The organism is Paenibacillus sp. FSL K6-3182 (assembly GCF_037976325.1).
GTDB lineage: Bacteria > Bacillota > Bacilli > Paenibacillales > Paenibacillaceae > Pristimantibacillus.
The window spans coordinates 5,113,895-5,134,096 of the sequence record NZ_CP150265.1; the positions used below are offsets into that span (position 1 = coordinate 5,113,895).

At 46.3% G+C, this 20,202-nt stretch carries 12 protein-coding genes; 1 reads left to right on the forward strand and 11 read right to left on the reverse strand.

Annotated elements, in window-relative coordinates; translation table 11 throughout:
- Positions 1-30: 30 nt before the first annotated feature.
- The 7 genes from MHH56_RS22670 to MHH56_RS22700 form a co-directional block, all read right to left on the reverse strand.
- Entirely contained in the window at positions 31-843 is an 813-nt protein-coding gene (locus MHH56_RS22670) for a carbohydrate ABC transporter permease (RefSeq protein WP_339203948.1), read from the reverse strand.
- Positions 840-1,817 carry a sugar ABC transporter permease gene (locus tag MHH56_RS22675; RefSeq protein WP_339203949.1) on the reverse strand — a complete coding sequence of 326 codons (978 nt, stop codon included), beginning with the start codon at positions 1,815-1,817 and terminating at the stop codon, positions 840-842. The genes MHH56_RS22670 and MHH56_RS22675 overlap by 4 nt, the downstream gene beginning before the upstream one ends.
- Positions 1,818-1,846: 29 nt before the next feature.
- Positions 1,847-3,127 carry a sugar ABC transporter substrate-binding protein gene (locus MHH56_RS22680; protein WP_339203950.1) on the reverse strand — a complete coding sequence of 427 codons (1,281 nt, stop codon included), beginning with the start codon at positions 3,125-3,127 and terminating at the stop codon, positions 1,847-1,849.
- A gap of 115 nt (positions 3,128-3,242) precedes the next feature.
- Entirely contained in the window at positions 3,243-4,460 is a 1,218-nt protein-coding gene (locus MHH56_RS22685) for a response regulator (protein WP_339203951.1), read from the reverse strand.
- Positions 4,438-6,186: a sensor histidine kinase gene (locus MHH56_RS22690; protein WP_339203952.1), complete on the reverse strand. Its 1,749-nt coding sequence runs from the start codon at positions 6,184-6,186 to the stop codon at positions 4,438-4,440. Before MHH56_RS22690 ends, MHH56_RS22685 begins: the two co-directional genes overlap by 23 nt.
- Positions 6,187-6,377: 191 nt before the next feature.
- Positions 6,378-8,084, reverse strand: a complete 1,707-nt coding sequence (locus tag MHH56_RS22695; RefSeq protein ID WP_339203954.1) for a trehalase family glycosidase — start codon at positions 8,082-8,084, stop codon at positions 6,378-6,380.
- A 319-nt stretch (positions 8,085-8,403) separates the two neighbouring features.
- Positions 8,404-10,647, reverse strand: a complete 2,244-nt coding sequence (locus MHH56_RS22700; RefSeq protein WP_339203955.1) for an FAD-dependent oxidoreductase — start codon at positions 10,645-10,647, stop codon at positions 8,404-8,406.
- Between the two features lie 123 nt (positions 10,648-10,770).
- Here MHH56_RS22700 and MHH56_RS22705 point away from each other — a divergent pair, with 123 nt between their 5' ends.
- The gene (locus MHH56_RS22705; RefSeq protein ID WP_339203956.1) at positions 10,771-11,577 is read left to right on the forward strand and encodes an AraC family transcriptional regulator; all 807 of its coding nucleotides are present in this window, start codon (positions 10,771-10,773) and stop codon (positions 11,575-11,577) included.
- A 118-nt stretch (positions 11,578-11,695) separates the two neighbouring features.
- Here MHH56_RS22705 and MHH56_RS22710 read toward each other — a convergent pair whose 3' ends face one another.
- The 4 genes from MHH56_RS22710 to MHH56_RS22725 all read right to left on the reverse strand — a co-directional run bounded on the left by MHH56_RS22710 (position 11,696) and on the right by MHH56_RS22725 (position 20,168).
- Positions 11,696-16,822: an S-layer homology domain-containing protein gene (locus MHH56_RS22710; protein ID WP_339203958.1), complete on the reverse strand. Its 5,127-nt coding sequence runs from the start codon at positions 16,820-16,822 to the stop codon at positions 11,696-11,698.
- A gap of 135 nt (positions 16,823-16,957) precedes the next feature.
- Complete coding sequence (locus tag MHH56_RS22715) at positions 16,958-17,806, reverse strand: carbohydrate ABC transporter permease (protein WP_339203960.1); 849 nt, start codon at positions 17,804-17,806, stop codon at positions 16,958-16,960.
- Positions 17,807-17,824: 18 nt separating this feature from the next.
- Entirely contained in the window at positions 17,825-18,694 is an 870-nt protein-coding gene (locus MHH56_RS22720) for a sugar ABC transporter permease (RefSeq protein ID WP_339209709.1), read from the reverse strand.
- A gap of 121 nt (positions 18,695-18,815) precedes the next feature.
- Entirely contained in the window at positions 18,816-20,168 is a 1,353-nt protein-coding gene (locus tag MHH56_RS22725) for an extracellular solute-binding protein (RefSeq protein ID WP_339203961.1), read from the reverse strand.
- Between the last annotated feature and the right edge of the window lie 34 nt (positions 20,169-20,202).

The following is a 20,202-nucleotide window of genomic DNA, read 5'->3' on the forward strand; positions in this document are numbered from 1 at the left end:
TATCTCTATCACTCTACCTATTCATGCTGCCTATCCCTTAATCCCCGTACCTGCTATTCCACCGACAATATAACGCTGTGCGAAAAAAAATACAGCGAGCGGAGGAATCGAGATGAGGCAAGTAATCGCCATAATCGACTGCATATCGACGCCGAACATGCCCTTGAACTGTGCTAATCCGAGCGTCAGTGTGTACTTCGACTGATCATTAAGGAAAATAAGCGGCCCCAGATAATCATTCCAGCAGCTCATAATTTGAAACACAGCGACTAAAATGAGCGAAGGTCCCATGAGCGGCACTATAATCCGCACAAGAATTCCAAATTTGCTCGCCCCATCTATAGTTGCCGCCTCATCAAGCTCACGCGGAATCGTAAGAATAAACTGCCTCAGCAAAAATATAAAGTAAGCTGAACCGAACCAAGAAGGTACGATAAGCGGTTTAAGCGTATTAATCCATCCCAAATAGTTGAACTCCATATACTGCGGAATCATTGTCACTTCCCAAGGAACCATCATCGTCGCTAGTACAACTAGGAAAAGTAGATTGCGTCCCTTAAAAACAAATCTCGCGAACCCGTAAGCTACTAGAGTACAGGATATCAACTGGCCAATCGTAGACAACGAAGTTACGATTAGCGTATTTTTCAGAAATAAGTTAAAAGGCTGCGTCGTCCATGCTTCCGCAAAGTTGCTGAATTTCCAAACCGAAGGAATCCATTTTGGCGGAAAAAGATACAGCTCCGTCTGCGACTTAAGAGCGGTCGTTAACGCCCAAAATAACGGGGCAGCGAACATCAGCGAGCAGAAGATCAGCAGCGTATAAACGATGATCCGCCTCATACGGATCTCCCCTTTCCACTGGACTTCAATTTCTTCTCCGGCAAACGTTTCATTTCGCCTTCATAGAACACCCAAGCCTCTGACGACTTGAATACAAAAAAAGTCAATGTGAGCACAATAAGAAACATAAACCATGCGTTTGCAGCAGAGTAGCCCATTTTGAAAAACTTGAACGCATTCTCATACATGTACATCGCATAGAAGTACGTAGATTTCATAGGGCCTCCGCCCGTGAGCAATAACGCGAGAGTGAGCTGTTGAAACGCCGCTATAATAGAAGTAATTAGGTTGAACAAAATCGTCGGCGTTAGCAGCGGAATCGTTACGCTGATGAACTGCCTGATCATACCCGCCCCATCAATTGATGCGGATTCATAAAGATCCTTTGGAATCCCTTTGAGCCCAGCGAGAAAGACGAGCATCATTGCGCCTTGTCCCCATAGGCTTGCGACAACCATGGCTACGAGAGACCACTGTGTTTCATTCAGCCAGTCCGGGCCTTGTACACCGACGAGTGACAGAAAATAATTCAATATGCCGTAATCACCGCTGTACACCCAAGACCAGATCATTGCTAAAGCTACACCTGAGATGACAGAAGGCAAATAAAATGCTGTTCGAAAAATCGCACTGCCCCGTGTCTTCTGGTTAAGAAGAATCGCAAGTCCCAACCCAACTGCAATATTGAGCGGAACAAATAGCGCTGCAAACTTAATCGTGACGCCGAATGACTTCCAAAACAACGGATCATCTGTAAACATTTCTACATAATTGCCAAATCCAATAAATTGCACCTTGCCCACGATCGGCCAATCAAAAAAAGAAATAATAAGTGAAAACAACAACGGTCCCAAAGTGAAAACGAGGAATCCAAAGATCCATGGAAAAATGAAGAGGTAGGGCACAGCCCCACCCCATCTGCGTTTCAGGCTGGCTGAATGTTTTCCTGCTGTCTGTGGGTAGGTCTGAGCCATCTCCTAACCTTCTTTCTGCAGCTATAATGTTATTTCAAGTAACGCTCGCTATCTTTTACCGCCTGATTCAATGCTTCCTGCGCATTACTGCCATGCATAACTGCTTCTACTGCCGCGGAAAGCTGTCTATTCACTTCATTCCACTTTGCGTTAAGCAGGAAAGCCGGTGTATTATCAGAACGTTCAAGCATCGTATAGTACGGCTTGTACAGAGGATCTTGATCTTTTTTGAGCTCCTCCACGACGCTTAATCTTACTGGCAAATCAGCTACGCGCATCTTGATCGCTTCATTCGATACATAATATTTGATAAATTCCCAAGCCAAATCCTTTTGCTTGGAATCCTTCGCAATGGACAGCGCAGATTCTGCGACAACGCCTTTAACTTGCTTGCCTGGAAATGCTGGCATCTCCACGGTGCCTACATCAATGCCAGCTTGCTTGAAAGATTCGAGCGGCCAAATTCCGCTCTCCCACATGGCGATTTTGCCAGCTTTAAAAATATCCTCGCCGCTTTGTTGACCTTTACCACCTGCAAGCACGGCAGAGCCGTCCTTTAACATGTCGCCAAACATTTGAATCACACCTGCTGTTTCGCTGCTGTTCATGTAACCTTCTATTGTTTTACCGTCATCCGATATATAGGAGCTGCCATTGCTCCATACAAACCCTTGCAGATCATAAGTGTCATTCTCAGCCCGAACTCCGAAGCCATATTGCTTCTTCGTTTTGTCCGTCAGTTGCTTGGAGATTTCTTGAAACTCATCCCATGTCCAGCCATCCTTCGGATAAGGAATCTTCGCATCATCAAACATTTTCTTGTTGTAGTAAACAACACGTGTCGTGAAGCCTGCCGGAATGCCATAAAGGTTGTTGTCAATTGTCGCGTAATTAAATAGGCCGCTGTAGAAGTCATCCTTTTTCAGGTCCGCATCGCTGTCTGCATAGCTGTTAAGTGGCTCAAGCGACTGGTGATAGGTTGGAAAATCCCACATATACATGACATCGGGAGGATTTGTAGCCCCGAAGCCTGCAGCCAGCTTTTGGTCAAATCCATCTGCGTAAGCCTCTACCTGAACCTTCGTGCCTGGATGATTGGCTTCGAACTTCTTAGCGATATCCTGCTCAATCTTGAGCGCATCCCCAGTATCCCATGTGGCGAATCGAAGCGTTTTCAAAGCTGTAGAACCTTTTTCATTATCAGGCTTCGCTGTCGTGCCATTTGTACTTTCGTTATTACCTGAACATGCTGTAAGCATTGTCACAGTCATAACCGTCGTAACAATAATAAGAGAAATTTTGTTCTTCATTCTGGCAGCTCCCCTATCCGTGTAGTACTTCGTAATTGAACTGCTTTCATCTTAATAAAAATGAAAGCGCTACAAAACCGTTAAACATTCGAATGTTGGTGTGGTTTTGTTCGATTTACTTGAGAAGGTGCATATCTGTTTGGAGCGTACTGCCTTTTTGTTGGGTACGGTAGTAGCTGGGCGTTTGCCCCGTGCAGCGCTTGAACCATTTACTGAAATATTTGCTATCGCCAAGCCCTGTACGCTCGGCTATGTCCTGCATCGTAAGGTTCGTTTCTTTCAATAACACATATGCGAGTTTCAGCTTGCGTTTATACTGATAGGCGACAAAGCTGTCTCCTACTGCTTTTTTGAACAGGATCGAGAAATGGCTGCGGCTAAGGCCGACCTGTTTGGCCACGTCGCTGACTGACCAATCTGCCGCTGGGTTCTCATGCAGCAAGTTAACTGCTCGCCAAATTGCCTCTGGCCAATCCACCGCGGATACGCTGTGGGCTTTCTCCAGTTCTGCTTCTTTATGAAGCGCTGACCATGCTTGAAGTCGTTCATCCGCATGCATGAGCGGCCCTCTTTTGGCCCACTGCAGCTTCGTATTCTTGCTCTTTTGCTCCACTAGCAGCATGTCCAAGACATTTAATTTAGATTGCGGGACGATACAGTAGCACCGTTCCTCCCCATAAGGAATAATCGTCCCTTCACAAATTTTTTGATCCTCGTATGTCACTTTCTTCAATAGATCAAGCCAGGATGACTCGCAGCCTGAAGTCTTGACCAAATAGATATAGACAGGCTCGCCATGGAAAGACCACTCCTCGCGAGTGCGTTTCTCCATCTCGCCAATAAATTTATGGTTATGTCCATTCAACCAAGCGTACAACAGGGTGCTCAAGCGTTCTCCTTGATCAATGCCATTTTCTTCAGGCACCGCGGATTCCGAAGCCGCCCCCAGTTCACTCTGGAACTTCGCCAGCATTCCTTCCAGCTCTTCGTCCTCGAAGGCGGTTTTGAGCAGATAACCTGATGCGCCCAGCTTCATGCCCTGCTGCGCGTATTCAAAATCCCGGTGGCAGCTGAGTAAAATTATTTTTGTATGAGGAGCCTTCTCCTTTACTTTCCGTGATAATTCGATGCCATCCATCTCGGGCATGACAATGTCTGTTATGAGAACTTCAGGCTGATGTTCAAGAAAAGCATCCCAGGCTTTGCGGCCGTTTGGAGCGTCAGCGACCACTTCCATTCCATATTTATCCCAAGGAACGGTTGAGCGAAGTCCTTTGCGGACAATACTTTCGTCATCTGCGATTAACACCTTAATCATCTTGGTTGCTTCCATGCAGGTTATCCTCCTTTTTGGGCCATTCAATGATGATCGTAGTCCCTTCACCCTGAATCGATTGTATGGTTAACCCATACTGCAGGCCAAAATGCAGTTTGAATTTCTGATCGGCATTTTGCACCCCAAGTCCTCCTCGGCCCTTGCGATTCGTCATATTGGGCAGTAATAGAAGCTTTAGCTTATCTGGTGAAATGCCAGCTCCGTTATCAGATAACTTAAGCAATAAATGATTGCCTTTCTCCTGTACAGTCAAACGGATCACACCCTTGCCATCCTCGAAGCCATGGAAAAAAATATTTTCGAACAATGGCTGCAGCGTCATTCGAGGAATCAGATAGCGTTTCAATTGCTCATCGCATTCCAGCTCATACTCGAACGTGGAACCGTAGCGCACTTCTTGAATTTTCAAAAAATGATCAATCATCCGAAGCTCACGTTCCATAGAAATCAACTCCTGTGAGATATCCAAATTACCCTCAAGTACCATCGTAAGGTGATACAGCATCTGACGGATATCTTCTGCTCCTTGCAATCTCGCTTTCCATTGAATCGAATTAAGCGTGTTAAACAGTAAATGGGGATTAATTTGATAATGGAAAGCCTTAAGATCCGCCTCCTTCTTAAGTCGCTCGCTCCGTTCCACTTCGCCAATTAACGATTGTATCCCGCTAACCATATTATTAAAGCTCGTATCCAGGATGCCTAGCTCGTCATGGGATTCAACCTGAGTCCTCGTATGCAGCTTTCCGAAGCTTACCTTCTGCATCGCATCCTTAAGGCGGCGAATCCGTGCGGTAAACCGGGAAGAGAACAAGTATGCGAGTCCAAAGGCCAGCAGACAGGAGCCAAAAGCGACGATGACGGTATTCGACCGTATAATGTCGGAAGAGCGATAAAAGGATGCAGCAGGTAATCTTGCCTCAATGCTCCACCCATTAACAGCAAGAGTTTTAGTCCATAAGATGTCACTTTCTTTGGGTTGGAAGGCGGTTGCCGTCTCATAGATAATCCTTCCCTGTGGATCATCAATTTTGAGATGTGCCTTCGTATCATTCTCGAACAGCTGGAACATATGAAGCAGATCTTCGGCATTTTCTTCGATTAATATTTTACTGCCTCGCAGCGCTCCGTAAGGACTATTCACCGGTACTGCCAAGCCAAGCAATGAGATCCCGTTCTCCATCGTTTCGCCCATAGCATGGTTCTGAGAGTAAAATCCTAACCAATACTTGCCGCCAAAAGAAGTGTTCATGGCTTGCCATGCGGGAATAAGGCTGAGCTTGGATACATCAAGATTATTTTCCCCATAATAATAGCCGGAACTGGTAACAATATAGATTCCAATCGTTCGATCGGATTTAAGCGCTTTCAAAAGTGCTTCGAAATCATTTTTATCCATGATATCTTTATACGTAGTCGGTACATGATCACTTAGATCAACGCGCGCAGGATCAAGCAAATAGGAATAAATAGTTTCTGTTGTCTGATTCATTCGATTCAAATATGAGCTCATCTGCTGTTCCAATTGAGCCACTGCATTATCTCCATATTTGCCAAACTGAGAATTAATGACCTTCGCGGATTGGTAATAAGACAAAGCTCCAAGCGAAAGCAGTGGAATAATGGTCACAATGAGAAAACAGAAGAGCAGCTTGGTTCGTATGCTCCGGTAAGAGCCAGACAAAAGAGGAAGTTTAAGTTTCTTAAGTACATGATTCATCATAATTACATCCTTCCTCCTCCACTCCATAATACTTGAAGTGTATCATGGACCTCTTTTACCGAACAATGAGAAGCAATTCCAGCAAATATGCTGTGGACGACAACCCACCAATCACAAAATAGATCTTATTCCCATAAACGTCAAAAGCACCTCCCGTCAGCCTATTATTGGCTTATTGGAAGTGCAGTGATTCATTCGGTTGTATACTCATTACCCAAAATGAGGAACACGCTCGACGTCCATGTAAACGCTCGATCACGTAAACCTTGACCCGTCATCGCATCGAAATTTTCGGCCATCCCGCTTCGATCCAGCATGGCGCAGAACCGGCGTGAGACCATCTCAGCAAGCTCAAGATCTCCTGCTGCGGCAGCACCTTCAACCAGTATCATCGTCGAGGGCGCCCAGATTGGACCGCGCCAATACCCGTCAGCACTATAGAAAGGACTATTCACACTCTCCGTCGCCCAGCCATTAGCAGTTAAGAATCTGTTCTCATCACGCAGCCCTTCTAGCAGTGCAGTGCGGATATGCTCAGGTAGACGTTTGCCCAATATAATTGGAACGAACAATAATAGGCTGTCTCCTTCGGAAAGCTCATGCGTACCTGATCGGCAGGCTGTAAACTGACCATTTTTCCAAAAATGGCTGATCATTTTTTTCATTGTTCCCTCAGCAAGCTTTCTCCATTCGACTGCTTCTTCCACATGACCGAGCCGTTCAGCAATTTCAGCTAAAAGCTCTGCTTGAAGAATAAGAAAAGCTGCTAAATCAGGGCTCTCTACCGGAATGCCATTGTTAAACGCCGTGCTGTTATCCCAGCCGGAGTCGTTGCCATGATTGTATTGCGGAATGCCATCGCTATCGCCATCGCGGTAGTTGAACCACCATTTTGTCCATTTGGACAAAGGGCCATAAACCTCTTGAAGCTGCGCCTCCTTGATAAAGTCCGTTCGTGCCATCATCCAAGCAAGCGTCCATCCATGAATGGGCGGTTTGTTGCAATTCCACAGCTCATATTTATCGTTGATGAAATCCGGGATAAGTCCACTCTCATCCTGCCGGTCAAAGAAAATCATAAACTGATCCCATGCCAGCTTCGGGTCATGACGAACAAGCGCCATCGCATTAAAGCAATGATCCCAGCTCCAAATGTTCGTCATCCAATTCTTTGACATATACATCGCTGGCCGAGTGAGACAGCCTTCTGCCGGAACGAGGCAGGACCACGTAATATAAGCGGCTAGTACTCGGCTTTCTTCCCAGCGTAGTGGCAACGTTAAACTATTATCCAACCACAAATTAAACTCTTCCTTCACTTGCTTAACGACATCATCAAAAGGTTCCCAAGCCATTCGCGGCTCCAAAATGGTCCTAAACTCTTCAATAGCAAATTCTAATTTACCTGTATTATTGTCCGGCAAGAAATTTGCGATAACATATGAGCTTTTGATTTTGTCCCATGGGACTTCCATTCGCAGCTCGCCAACAAGCGCAGTAACCATGAACCTGCATTCATGGGTGAAGCTGTTTACTTCCCAACTGCTAGGTGACGCTTGATAGGCATAATCATAAGCGGCCGTACGGAAGGTCAAGCGAATTCCGCAGCCGTTCGCGCGAACACGGAATGTCCGGCTGTCAGATATACAAATTTCTGCCATTAAGCCGCGTTCCGATGTCAACTGAATCCGCTCTGGGGAAGCTTTGGACAGGAAAGATACAGATTGGCCGCTTTCATCGAGCATATCGATATGGAAAGCTTCGCCAAATTTATCATCGCCACCGCGCACGGTTCGCATATATAGGCCTTGTTGTCTATCTCTGGCTTTAGGCAAAATGGAGACCGCTAGGAACGATTCTCTTCGACTGAAAGGTACTATACTTAAATCAAAGTTCATATCTAATCTCCTTTACGGAATAGTATACGCTTTCATTGTATCGAAAGGAGTCCTCGGAAAAAACGGACAGTTGTTTCTGATGGGTGGGAAATTTGTTTCGTTAGAGGCTTTGTTTATCACGACGAGGGAGTTTTGTTCGTTGAATGCAGTACTTTTGTTCGAATCGGTATTCAAAATAGTTCTTAAATTTAATCGTTTACTTGAATCATTATTTTGGTGGGGACTTGTCCCCCATTTTTACAATACAATCAGAAAGAGGATGTCCTCATGCCATGAGATTGGCAAAGGCACCCTCTTTTTTTCCAGATTAAAAACCTTATCATTTACAACTGTATACTCTAATCTCCACAATTTCCGCTCGGGGGCTGCCATTCGTACTTTCGACAACCAATCTTAACTTATTGGTTTGTACTTCATTTATGGAATGAACTCTTTTTCTTATTCGGTTATTTGTTTCTCTATGCAAAACAGTCCACCCGTTGTTTACCCAAGCTTCAATTCGGTAGTCTTTGACGAGCTCCGGAATAACTAAAAAAGGCGTTTCGTGATGATGAAGGTTAATTAAATCCTCGTTTACATCATCGTTGAAGGTCACATGGATTTCGGACACATTCGTCGCTTCGATTAAATCAACCTCAATCCATTCGTCAACACAGGCTTTCAGCGGTTCCGATACCCAAATATGCGGTCCGCCGAACGGTCTTGCGTAACCATCGTTTACCTTGTTCGCCGCATAGGCTCCCGTTGCCGCCGAGAAACAAAATGGCTCGCGAACCAGTCGCTTCATGCTCCATTCGGTGACAGGCGTATACCGCTCGTCATCATCGCGACTGGAGTGTTCAGTATGCATGCTCTCGAAAGATAGTACGCCGGTTAGCGGAACAGCCGACTTGAACAAGCTGATTCGGTCGTTTGCGCGGACGATGAGAAATGCATTTTTCGCCGCTTCATCGCTACCCTGCACGAGCGGAATCTCGACCCATTGCCGCTCACCCATGCTTACTTTCACCTTCACACTATGACGCAACGTTGCCGGAACGTAGTTTTCCGCACGTCCGGTATCCCACAGCTCAACGGTAAGCTCACTTTCCCCGCTTGCCGACAGCAGCAGCTCGAACTGTCCCATCTCACCTTCAATTGGAAATAGCAAACCGACGTCCTTTGCAAGGGGGTACGCCTCCGATGGCTGATCCAAGCAAATTCGCGTTAAAGTACTCGAAGCGCTCATGGTTCCTCTCCTAGCCAAGTCCAATGCATCCATGTTCCGTAATCCGATGATTGAAGCATCACTCTTAAGCAAGATCTGCTGAAGTTCAGCAATATGGTACTCACGCAGCTCGCGCGGGGTAACACCTTTCATAACGGATAACGCGGCGCCTGCCCCAGCAGCTTCTCCAATTACCGCGCAAGTTGCCATTACCCTCGTCGTGCCAAAAGCAACATGCGTCGCGCTGATGTTCCGTCCGGCAAATAACAGATTGCTCACGTTTCTTGAATACAAAGAGCTGAACGGAATATGGTAGATTCCATCCGCATGCAGATGCTTAGATCCACTCTCAGATGCATACATGCCTTGAGGGGGATGCAAGTCGATCGACCATCCACCGAAGGCGATGCTGTCGTCGAATGGATGCTGCGCCATAATGTCGTTTTGATTCAACACCGTGTCGCCGATAAAGCGGCGGTACTCTCGCTTTCCCGGGATCGAGCCAACCCATTCGAGCGTCATCGTCTCCGCATCGAATTGACCTGAATTTTTGATATAGTCCCATATCCCATATATGACCGACCACAGTTCATCGCGGATTCGCTCGTTCTCATGAACGCTATCCAGCTCTCCACCCCATTCAATCCACCAATAGTGGCAGCCCGAATCGCCGCTGCGTATGACTCGTTTGATCGGAATGGATGTCTTCAAAATGTCCTTAGCGAATGACGGAGCGACAAAACGAACCGGCTTGCCGGTATCCTTCGTGTAGAACAGCAGGGTGCTGCCTAACGTAATGTCGTCTGCAACCTCTGGCGCCCAATCTTCCTCGTATTCGTGCTGTGCTTCACGCCCTAGACGATAGGCGGCTCCCGCTAGGAAACCGACCAAACCATCTCCCGTGCAATCGAGGAACACTTCGCTCTCGAAACGAATAAGCCGCTCCGAGCCCATCATCCATCCGGTAACAGCACGAATAACTCGCTCTTCAAGCTCTCCATCCGCTTCGACTTCCCGGACGTCTGTGTTCAAGTACAAGCTGATGTTCGGTTCCGCGCGAACGGCTTCCAGCAATGTCAAATCCCACAAATAAGGATTCCCCTCGGGATTGCGGTACTGGTTCTGGATGAACAATTCTCCCATGATCCCTGTCTCACGGGCATAACGATTTACTCCATGACCGGTTGCACCGCATACCCACACTCTCACCTCCGAGCTGGAATTGCCTCCCAGAACTGGACGGTTATGAACAAGCGCCACTTTCAAGCCCAATCTTGCCGCGGCGATGGCCGCGCAGATGCCCGCCAATCCGGCTCCAACTACGGTAATATCCGTCTTCACTAACTCATTTCTCATGGCAATCTCCCCCTGAATATAAGTTGTGTGTATCTTCAATTTCAAATATATTGCTATTCAAAGTATAAGAAAATGCACTATAATTACTTTAAGGATATACTTTATTTCAAGGAGTTTATAAGAATGGATCATCCCGCGCTATGGTCGCACACACCGACTGTAATACACTATAACTATTGGCAAAATATCGATCGATTCCAGCTTTCCGTGGACACTTACGCCAACTGGGTTATGTTCATACCTGAAAGTGGCCGATTTTCATTCCAAATTGAAGGTCAAGAGGGGGAATCCAGCTTTGGCAGCATCGTCATATGCCCTCCTCATATTGCATTCCATAGAGAAACGCTTGAAAAGTTAACTTTTCATTTCATTTTGTTTCATGTAGCCGAAACGAACACCAACATTCACACAACGACAGAAAGCTATCCACATGGCCAAGTAATTATAGGGGACCCGGATCGCCTAAAATCTAATCTTCGAATGCTTCGTAAGCTATCGGGGCATTCGAATCAACAAGCGCAGCTTTGGAAGAACACGATTATTCACGATATCCTCCTGCTTGCCAGCGATCACTTCAATCCATTTCAGGAATCCATGCCAAGCGCGGAAGATCCTATGCTTGAAGCCATACTCGAGCGTTTGCAAACACTCGCCTATACACCTTTCAACATCAATAGAGTAGCCGCTGAATTTGGTTTAAGCGCTGTGCAGTTGACGAGAAAGTTTAAACAAACTTTTTCTGTCAATCCTAGCGAGTACATCACATCCTTACGAATCAATCGAATAAAATCTCTTTTGATGGAAAGCGATTATACTTTGCAGGAAATTGCTGTACAGTGCGGTTATGACAACGGATATTATCTCAGCCGTATCTTCTCGTCACGTGTCGGAGTAAGTCCATCTGACTATCGGAAAAATAACAAAGTATAACGATATGAAAAGGCTCAAATGTTGAAGATTGACCTTTCACTCCTATTCGTTTACTCTGCCAAACGCACAAGAAGCTGTCCATGAACCAAATCGGTCATGAACAGCTTCTTTCCTTCTTTTATTGCCGCAGCTTCTCATTCATTTCAAGCAATCTTACGATGATCACTGCCGCTTCAGCCCGAGTGACAATCCCTTCTGCGGCGAAACGGTTGCCTCCGCGGCCTTCAATCAGGCCGTTCTCTGCCGCAGCTGCAGCATAACCTTTGACCCAGGCAGGGATGCTCTCGTTATCCGAGAATCCGGTATTCCCGTTGCTGTTCTGTTTCACCGGAAGATTCATTGCACGAACAATAATAGCTGTCACTTCGGCACGAGTCATATTGGCTTGAGGGCGGAAGTTTCCGTCCCCAAAGCCTGTAACCCATCCTTCTCCGACAGCTGCCGCAACCTCTGTTGCTGCCCATACGCCGATTTGTTTTTGATCTGCAAAGTCAGACGCAGTTGCTTCATTTGACGGCTTAAGAGCATGCACCAGCATATATACCATCTCCTGACGGCTTACCGTTTTATTCGGCTGGAAGGTATGATCGCTATAGCCCTGTATAATACCTAGCTGCGCTGCCTTTTCGATCCAGGCTTGTCCCCAATGCCCGTTAATATCGGTCAGTAAAACTTGCTTCGGCTCTCCTCCGTCTTTGGAAAATACAGCGAATTTACCTAAACTTCCAATCTCCGCCTTGATCACGTCACCGACAGCTTCCCCGCCGACTTCAATCCATTTCTTTTGCTTCTCGTCATACTGCCATATAGAGGGATATTGCGATTCTTTCAGCTTCTTCTTGTCGAAAGCAAGACTAAGTATCACTGGCTTATGCAGCTTAACTTCCGGCTCCCCTTGTACCTCGATAAGCGAGCTTAGAAGCTGCCGTGACAAACCAGCGTTGCCGATATTCTCTTTATCATCCAGCTCCAGCAGCGACAACTTCGTGCCTTTGTCTGTCGTGCCTTCAAAAATGACCAGCTTCGCAATTGTGCCTAGGCTTACTTCCCCAGCAGCTTTTACCGGTAGATATAATTGACCCGTAAGTGAGATATTTGGACTTGGGCTATGATTATTTCCACCCTGATAAGGAGGTGTAACGGTATTTTCTTCAATGTTGACCTTTACTGTCGCAATATTAGAATATTCGTATCCATCAAATACTCGGAACGTAAAAGCATCTTCTCCCGCTGCGGTGGCATCCGCTCTGTAGACAAATTTGCCCTCACCAGTAGCGACAAGCTCGGCTGTACCTTTCTTGCCGTTTGCAACAATTTCAAATGTCAGCTTTGCCCCTTCTGCATGCTCCGCTCGCAGCGTTCCTTGCACTTCTTCACCTGATTTGACGGTATAAGTTGCTTCATAGACGGATGGAGCTGCCTGATTATACATCCACTGCATCGACCGGAACATACTTGGCCGTTTCTCATTGCCAATTCCAGAGCCCCATTCCAACCAGCCTCTTCTTCCCTTGCCGTCATTCTCATTCACGAGCAGTGAGAAGCTCATAACATCACCGCGCTGGGGCTGTATCGGCGTCAGCTCCGACCAAGGCAGAGCAAGCTTATAGATCGTCAGCTTATGCTCCTCATCCCTTGTTACAGCTGCTTCACCATTTTGCAGCGGCCCTGCCGGCAATCCTCCCATCGTCGTCCAGCGATAAATTTGCGGACCATTCGGCGTATCCGATATACCATACTCATACCAGCCCCGGCTTTCCCCAGGAATTCCAGGAGACAAGGCAAACTGGATGCTGTCATTATTCCATATATCAGCACCGGAGGCCGATGCCGCATGAACATCGTCCTTTATTTTTGCAGTCATGTACAAATGATCCTGATCATAGTGGAGCCAAGCTTGTCCACTCAATTCAATCTGGCCGCTATGACCGGAGAGTAAGACAGGTTTGCCTTGCGATAAATCCATTGTAGGCGATAATGTATCAATTTCTGGCTCTATGCGGTCATTGACCGAAATCGCTCCCTGGTAGATGGGATTAAAACTGAAATTCCCTTCATAAACATAAGGCTCCTGCTCCTCAAACTCAACTCGGATGGAAGCCGGCTGGTCCCCTCCAAGTGCGATCAGGCTAAGCGGAATGCTGAATTGCTGTTTATTGCCCGGAAGCACAGTCATGTTGATAAGCTCTTGTCCAGACTGTCCTCCGACCTTCCAGGTTATTCTGTTAACAGTAAGACCCGCGGTCTTTCTAAAATTTTCTACATCAACGTTCAGCATTTGATTGTATTGCCCATCGATCTGCTGCAATGCAGGTTTAACAGAAACCTTATGCGGTACGCTAGTTACGACCTGATGCTGCAGCTTGCCTATCTTGTTACCTGCTTTGTCCAGCAAGTAAATTGCTACCGAACGGAAACCTTCCCGCGTCTCATTGACTGTCAGAGAAAGCGCTTCAGCTTGCCCTTGCATAGCCACAATTGAATAGCTGCTTTCCTCCATCCTCGCGGTGATATCAAGCGAAGATCCAGTCTCGTTGTTCACGGTTAAGGTGAACGTATGCGAATCGCCTACTGCCGTTTGCTCACCGGCGAACGCAAAAGTATCATCCTTCACAATCCGGCTAATGCTTCCTTTTATATAAAAAGGTTCTCCTGTCAGCGTCATATAAATCTTGCCATTATGCGGTGTGTAAATTTCTGTGTTCCCCATAAAATCCGTAATTTCCAGAGTATTGTTCGTTTCAATTACGGCACCGGTTTCCTTCTGTGCCCATACAACTCGGAGAGCTTCGCCGCCTTGCGTAAACAAATTACTTTTTATCGGATCGCCAAATTGCTCGATCTGCTCGAATGCCGCACCTGCAAGCTGCCTGCTCATTGCAGCATAACTCGCATAGGCTGGCTTTGGTGTATAAGCCCCCATAGGGTCATCCTTATGCCGGACCAATCCAAAATTATGTTCATTGTAATCGCTTTCAAGACCGTCATTCATGAAATCGTACCAGGACATCCGTTCTACTCCGAGCCCCATTCCCGTTACAAATCCGCGAGGCAAATAATTGGCCTGTGTCTTCTCATCGACACCTTTGGCGGATTGGTGAGTCGGCGAACCAAATTCCGTCACCCAGATCGGTACAAGCTTGCCGTCATTGTATTGTTTGATCAAGGTTTTCAGGCCTTCTAATTTTGCAAATACTTCGTCAGGAGCGTTCGGATCCATATAGGTCTGTACAGACACTGCATCCAAATATTTCAGGCCGGCATTCTTGTCTTCACCTTCTCCTACGCCTTTCAGTACACCTTCGATCCAGTTCAAGTCGACGCCCCCTGAGACGATACCGACTACCGGCACATCAGGATACGCTGGCTTGACTATGTTATACGTCTCCTTCATCAGCTTGTAGTAATAGTCCGGCTGTGAATTGGCAGGACTGTTGCCCCTTTTGCCAAATCCTCCGTTGAATTCATTATATACGTTGAACCCGATGAGCTGATCTTTGTAATGACCCACATAGGCCTTCGCATATTCAGCAAGTCCTCTTCTACCTTCATCCGTGAAGGGTGTGCCATTGTTATCGTAGAACGGATTATTGAATGCCGCCACCAAAAGAAGCTTAAGCTCATTCTCCGCAAGCTTGTTCATGTAGTCATCCGGTGTAGGTGAAAAAGTATAAACGCCTTTTTCCTTTTCAATACTGGTCCATTCCATGCCATCCCTAACGAAAGACGCGCCCATATAGCGGATAAGCTTGGTTAGTTCTTTACTCCAGCCAGAGGCAGTCCAGTTCAGATGAGTGCTGACGCCAAATGGCGACTCGCCATTGCCGGGCGGCAAAACCGAGGAAATGACCGCGTAAGCTGTTTTTCGGACGAGCGGTTCGCTCCCGGGCTGCTCAGCGGAAACATCCAGCGTAAAATAGCCCAATTTTGTGAAAGGCACCGTTATTCTTGCTGTTCCACCTATGTTTTGTTCTGTCCCTGAGGATACATAGGATCCGTAAACGTCATAAACCGACCATTGTACCGTCGGCCTAACTGTCCTCACATCAAACGCGATTGATTCATTCTCCAAAAATACATTGCCAAGTGTCGTCTGTTTAATTTCCATTTCTGGCCACCAGTCCCCTAATCGGGATGTAACCTGATCCACAAGAACAGTCGCTGTAGTCCCACCATTCTTAATATCAAATCGATCGAAGAGTATCATTACAGCTTCGGCTGGTTTGTGCCATATCCCGTCATTGGCGCCATTCCAATAAGTAAATGATTTTGATCCCATTTGACTAACTACAACCTGCTGCCAGTCTGATGTATTTTTCAATTCAATACGCTGTTGAAACGTTTGCCCCGTTGTATCTGTTGTTCGTATGCGGATTGACTTCAATTCCGAGGTTTTGACCCAAAACGCAAATTGTTCAATGTCTAGGTCATCCACCTCTTTTTTTATGGACACATATGGCGATCCCGTAGGGCTTTTACTGAAATCTGCTATTAATTTGCCCATATATTTCCCTTTGTAACTCTCAGCTGACTCGATCACATTGTAGTTTCCCTTTACGGCAGGCGTATCACCGAAAGCAAAGAGCCAATTGTCATTCGCTTGCTCAAAGTCACTGATTAAGTGATCAAAATCTACTGGCGGAGCAGTTACTTGAGCTGTGATCTGATCAAGCAAAATAGTGGCATTTAACGCCCCATTCTTTATATCAAATCGATCGAAGAGTATTGATATGGCTCCGGCTGGGTTGTGCCATATCCCATCGTTAGCACCGTTCCAATAAGTAAATGATTTCGATCCCATTTGACTTACTACAACCTGCTGCCAGTCTGATGTATTTTGCAATTCGATACGCTGTTGGAACGTTTGCCCCGTTGAATCAGTTGTTCGTATGCGGATTGACTTCAGATCCGAGGTTTTGACCCAAAACGAAAATTGTTCAATGTCTAGGCTATTCACCTCTTTTTTTATGGCCACATATGGCGAACCTGTAGGGCTTTTACTGAAATCTGCTATTAATTGCCCCATATAGTTTCCTTGGTAACTATCAGCTGATTCGATCACATTATAGCTTCCCTTTACGGCAGGCGTATCGCCAAAAGCAAAGAGCCAGTTATCGTTCACTTGCTCAAAACCACTGAGTACATAATCAAAATCTGATGTGATGTTCTCGAGTTTTTCCGGCTGATCCTCTGCAGAAGCCTGACTGGGAGTGTTATAGAAAAATAGATTAGTCAGTAAAGCCATTATAAGAACAATAGTTAGTCTTTTAATTAGAATGACCTCCTTATTTATTGCCTCTTGGCATTCGTGAGGCAAACAGAACATGGGTTTTCTTGGATCACATACATCCTCCTATTTTTATAGGAGGATGTATGTCGTTTATCCTTTGACAGCAGAACTGGAGAACCCTTGAATAATATACTTCTGGCCAATAAAGAAGACGATAAGCAGCGGCACGACTCCTGCTGTGGCGGCAGCCATCATCATGTTATAGTCCACTCCCGCTTCCAGCATAAAATTCTGCATACCAAGCGGAACCGTAAACAGTCTTTTGTCCAGCAAGAAAATCAAAGCGTTTTCATAATCGTTCCACGTCCATGTAAAATCAATGATAGCAAAGGTTGCCAGAACCGGTTTGGAAAGCGGTAGAAACAATTGAAAGAAAATTCGGAAATGGCCGGCTCCGTCAATGAAAGCCGCTTCAGATATTTCATGGGGAATGCTCATAAAAAATTGCCGAATCATAAAGACGCCAAATACTGTAAACAAACCCGGAAGTATAAGCGCCCAATGCGTGTTGTAAATTCTCATCCATTCAAACATGATAAATTTAGGAACAAAAAGCACTTGTTGTGGAATCATCATCAGACACAGATACAGCACAAAGATAGCGTTCCTTCCCTTGAATGGAATACGGCTGAAGCCATATGCGGCAAAAGCGGCAAACAAGGGGGCTCCGACCATTAAAATCAAGGATATCTTCAGCGAGTTTAAATAAAATAAAAGAAATCCGTCTCCGGCCGTCCAGACCTTAAAGTGGTTAACCCATACAGGATTGAGAGGAATCCACTGAATTGGATAAGTGAAGACGTCCTTTGCTTTTTTAAACGAGGTGCTGATCATCCAGATCATTGGCGACAATAGCAGCAGACTGGCTAATGCCATTAGGATCGTATTAAAACCTTTGATCACTCGTTCTCTGATTATTCTGACATTTCTTGTACCCATTGTGCGTCTTCCTCTCCGTTAGTAATGAACCCACTTTTTCTGAACAGCCCACTGAATAAGCGAGATGCTGAGGATGATCAGGAACATGGTCCATGAGACGGCCGAGGCATATCCCATTTCATAAAAATTGAATGCTTTTTTATAAGCGAAAATAGAGAAAACCGTCGTACTATTAGCAGGACCTCCTTGAGTGATAGCGTAAATCATGCCAAAACCTTTAATGGAGCCTATGAAGCCGGTAATCATCAGAAAAAAGGTGGTAGGACTAACCAAAGGAAATATAATTAGTCTCAGTAACTGCCCGAACGTTGCTCCGTCCATCTTGGCAGCTTCTAACTGCTCCGAAGACATTTCCTGCAGCGCGGCCAAATATATAATCATGTTGTACCCGATGCCGCCTGCTGTCATCATGACCAGCACAGCATACATCGATGTATCTGGAGAAGCGAACCACAGGGGAGGATCACTTACACCAACAGAACGCAGGAATGCGTTAATCGGACCGTTGGTGGGCTGAAACAGCACCATCCAGACAAAAGCAATTGCGATGCCGCTAGTGAAATACGGGGCAAAAAAGAACGCCCGCAGCGTCTTCTGAAAATAGGTTCGATTGTTGAGCATGACCGCAATCAAAAATCCGAGCATAATAGAAATCGGTACGGGGATCAGCACCAGCAAGGTGTTTTTGACCGATACAGCAAACAAATCGTCTTTCACCATCATCCTAAAATTATCCAATCCGATAAAACGCGGGCTTTGCCCGCTAGCGAATACCCAATCCGTAAACATCAAATAAAAGGAGAACAGGGCCGGAACGAGCATAAATATCATCATTCCGATCAGATTGGGAGCAATGAATACATAACCAATCATCCTCTGCCGCTTCATCCAGCTCACGATTAGTCACCGCCTTTCTCTATGTATTATTTATTTTTAGTTCCAAGCAACATGCAGCTTGCGACCAAGGGGTAGCGGCGCCAAAGCCCCGCCTCCACCTGGCCTAGCAGTGTTACTTAGATGACTCTTGCAAATTCTTGTTATGCACCCTCGCTAACTCCTTCGCGCCTTCCTCAGGAGACAGCTTTTGGGAAAATACATTATCGTAGATTGACTGCTGTTCACTTGACGTTTTCCGATCCAGACGACTCAGGCCTAGCGGAAGATCCCCGAACATGACCCGCTTAATCGATTCTAGGTCATACGTGTCCTCTACACCCTTAAACATAAGGGCGACAGCCTCATCGACTGGAAAGTCCTTGGATGAAGGAACTCTTCCGCCTGCCGCCATCGGCAGCATTCCGCCGTCTGCATACCACTTGATGAACTTCCAGGTGGCTTCCGGATGCTTGGTTCGGGGATTTATGGAAACCACGTCTCCCAAACCGCCGGCGTTAATATAATCGGTCTGATCCTTGTTAACCTTGGGGGCAGGTGCTGCCGCCGCCTTGAACGACCGTGGAAATTCTTTCACATTGTTAGTTGTGCGAAAAATCTGGTTCGTGGAGAATAACATCGCGGTTTCTCCCTTCACAAACATTTGATCCAAGGCAGGCTTTGAGGTGATCTGCTCTGTATGTGGCATCAAGCTTTTATCCGTGAACATCATGTCCGAATAAACCTGAAGTGCTTTGACCGTAAGCGGGTTGTCGAAAGCCGAGGTGCCATCGGGATTCGTCAACTGCAAGCTTTGCTTCTGCATGGAACCGTTGATCGGGACATTGAAGTAATAATCGCTTTGCGCTACTCCCCAAACGTTGTCACCCTTCAGCTTGGCAGCATAATCCCTGAACTCGTCCAGTCCCCATTCTGTCGGAACCGGCAATCCCTTAGCGTCGAGCATATCCTTGTTCAACCAGACAAAGGACAAGCCCTTCTGGGTTGGTACACCATAATACTTGTCGTCAATCTTCCACAAAGCGGCGCCTTCGCCCATTTTCTCATCCACGTTGTAGTCGGAGAAAGCGCTCAAATCAAGCGCGTTTCCTGCTTTGATCCGCTTCTCGTAAAGACTGATATCATAGCTAATGTACATATCTACGGGTTGGCTGGATATGAGCGCTGTATCCAGCTTCAGATTGCCAGCATCATCATTGACGAACCGTACGTATTCCAACTGAATATCTGAATTTTCTTTATTCCAGTTGTCGACAACCTCTTGCGGGCCATTTTCTGCCGGCACGGCTCCCCACAGAGTCAGCTTGATTGGGTCGGCGCTTGCCGCCTTGCCGGGCTCTGCGTTAGAAGATGTTTCTGGTGATTTCGCTCCTCCATTACCATTATTGTTTCCGCCACAGCCAGCAAGCATCAGAGACACCGCCACAATCGAAATCAAGCCTGCAACCAATCTCTTTCTGTTTCTCATCTTTCTTGTAACCTCCCTAATCGGATGTTTAATA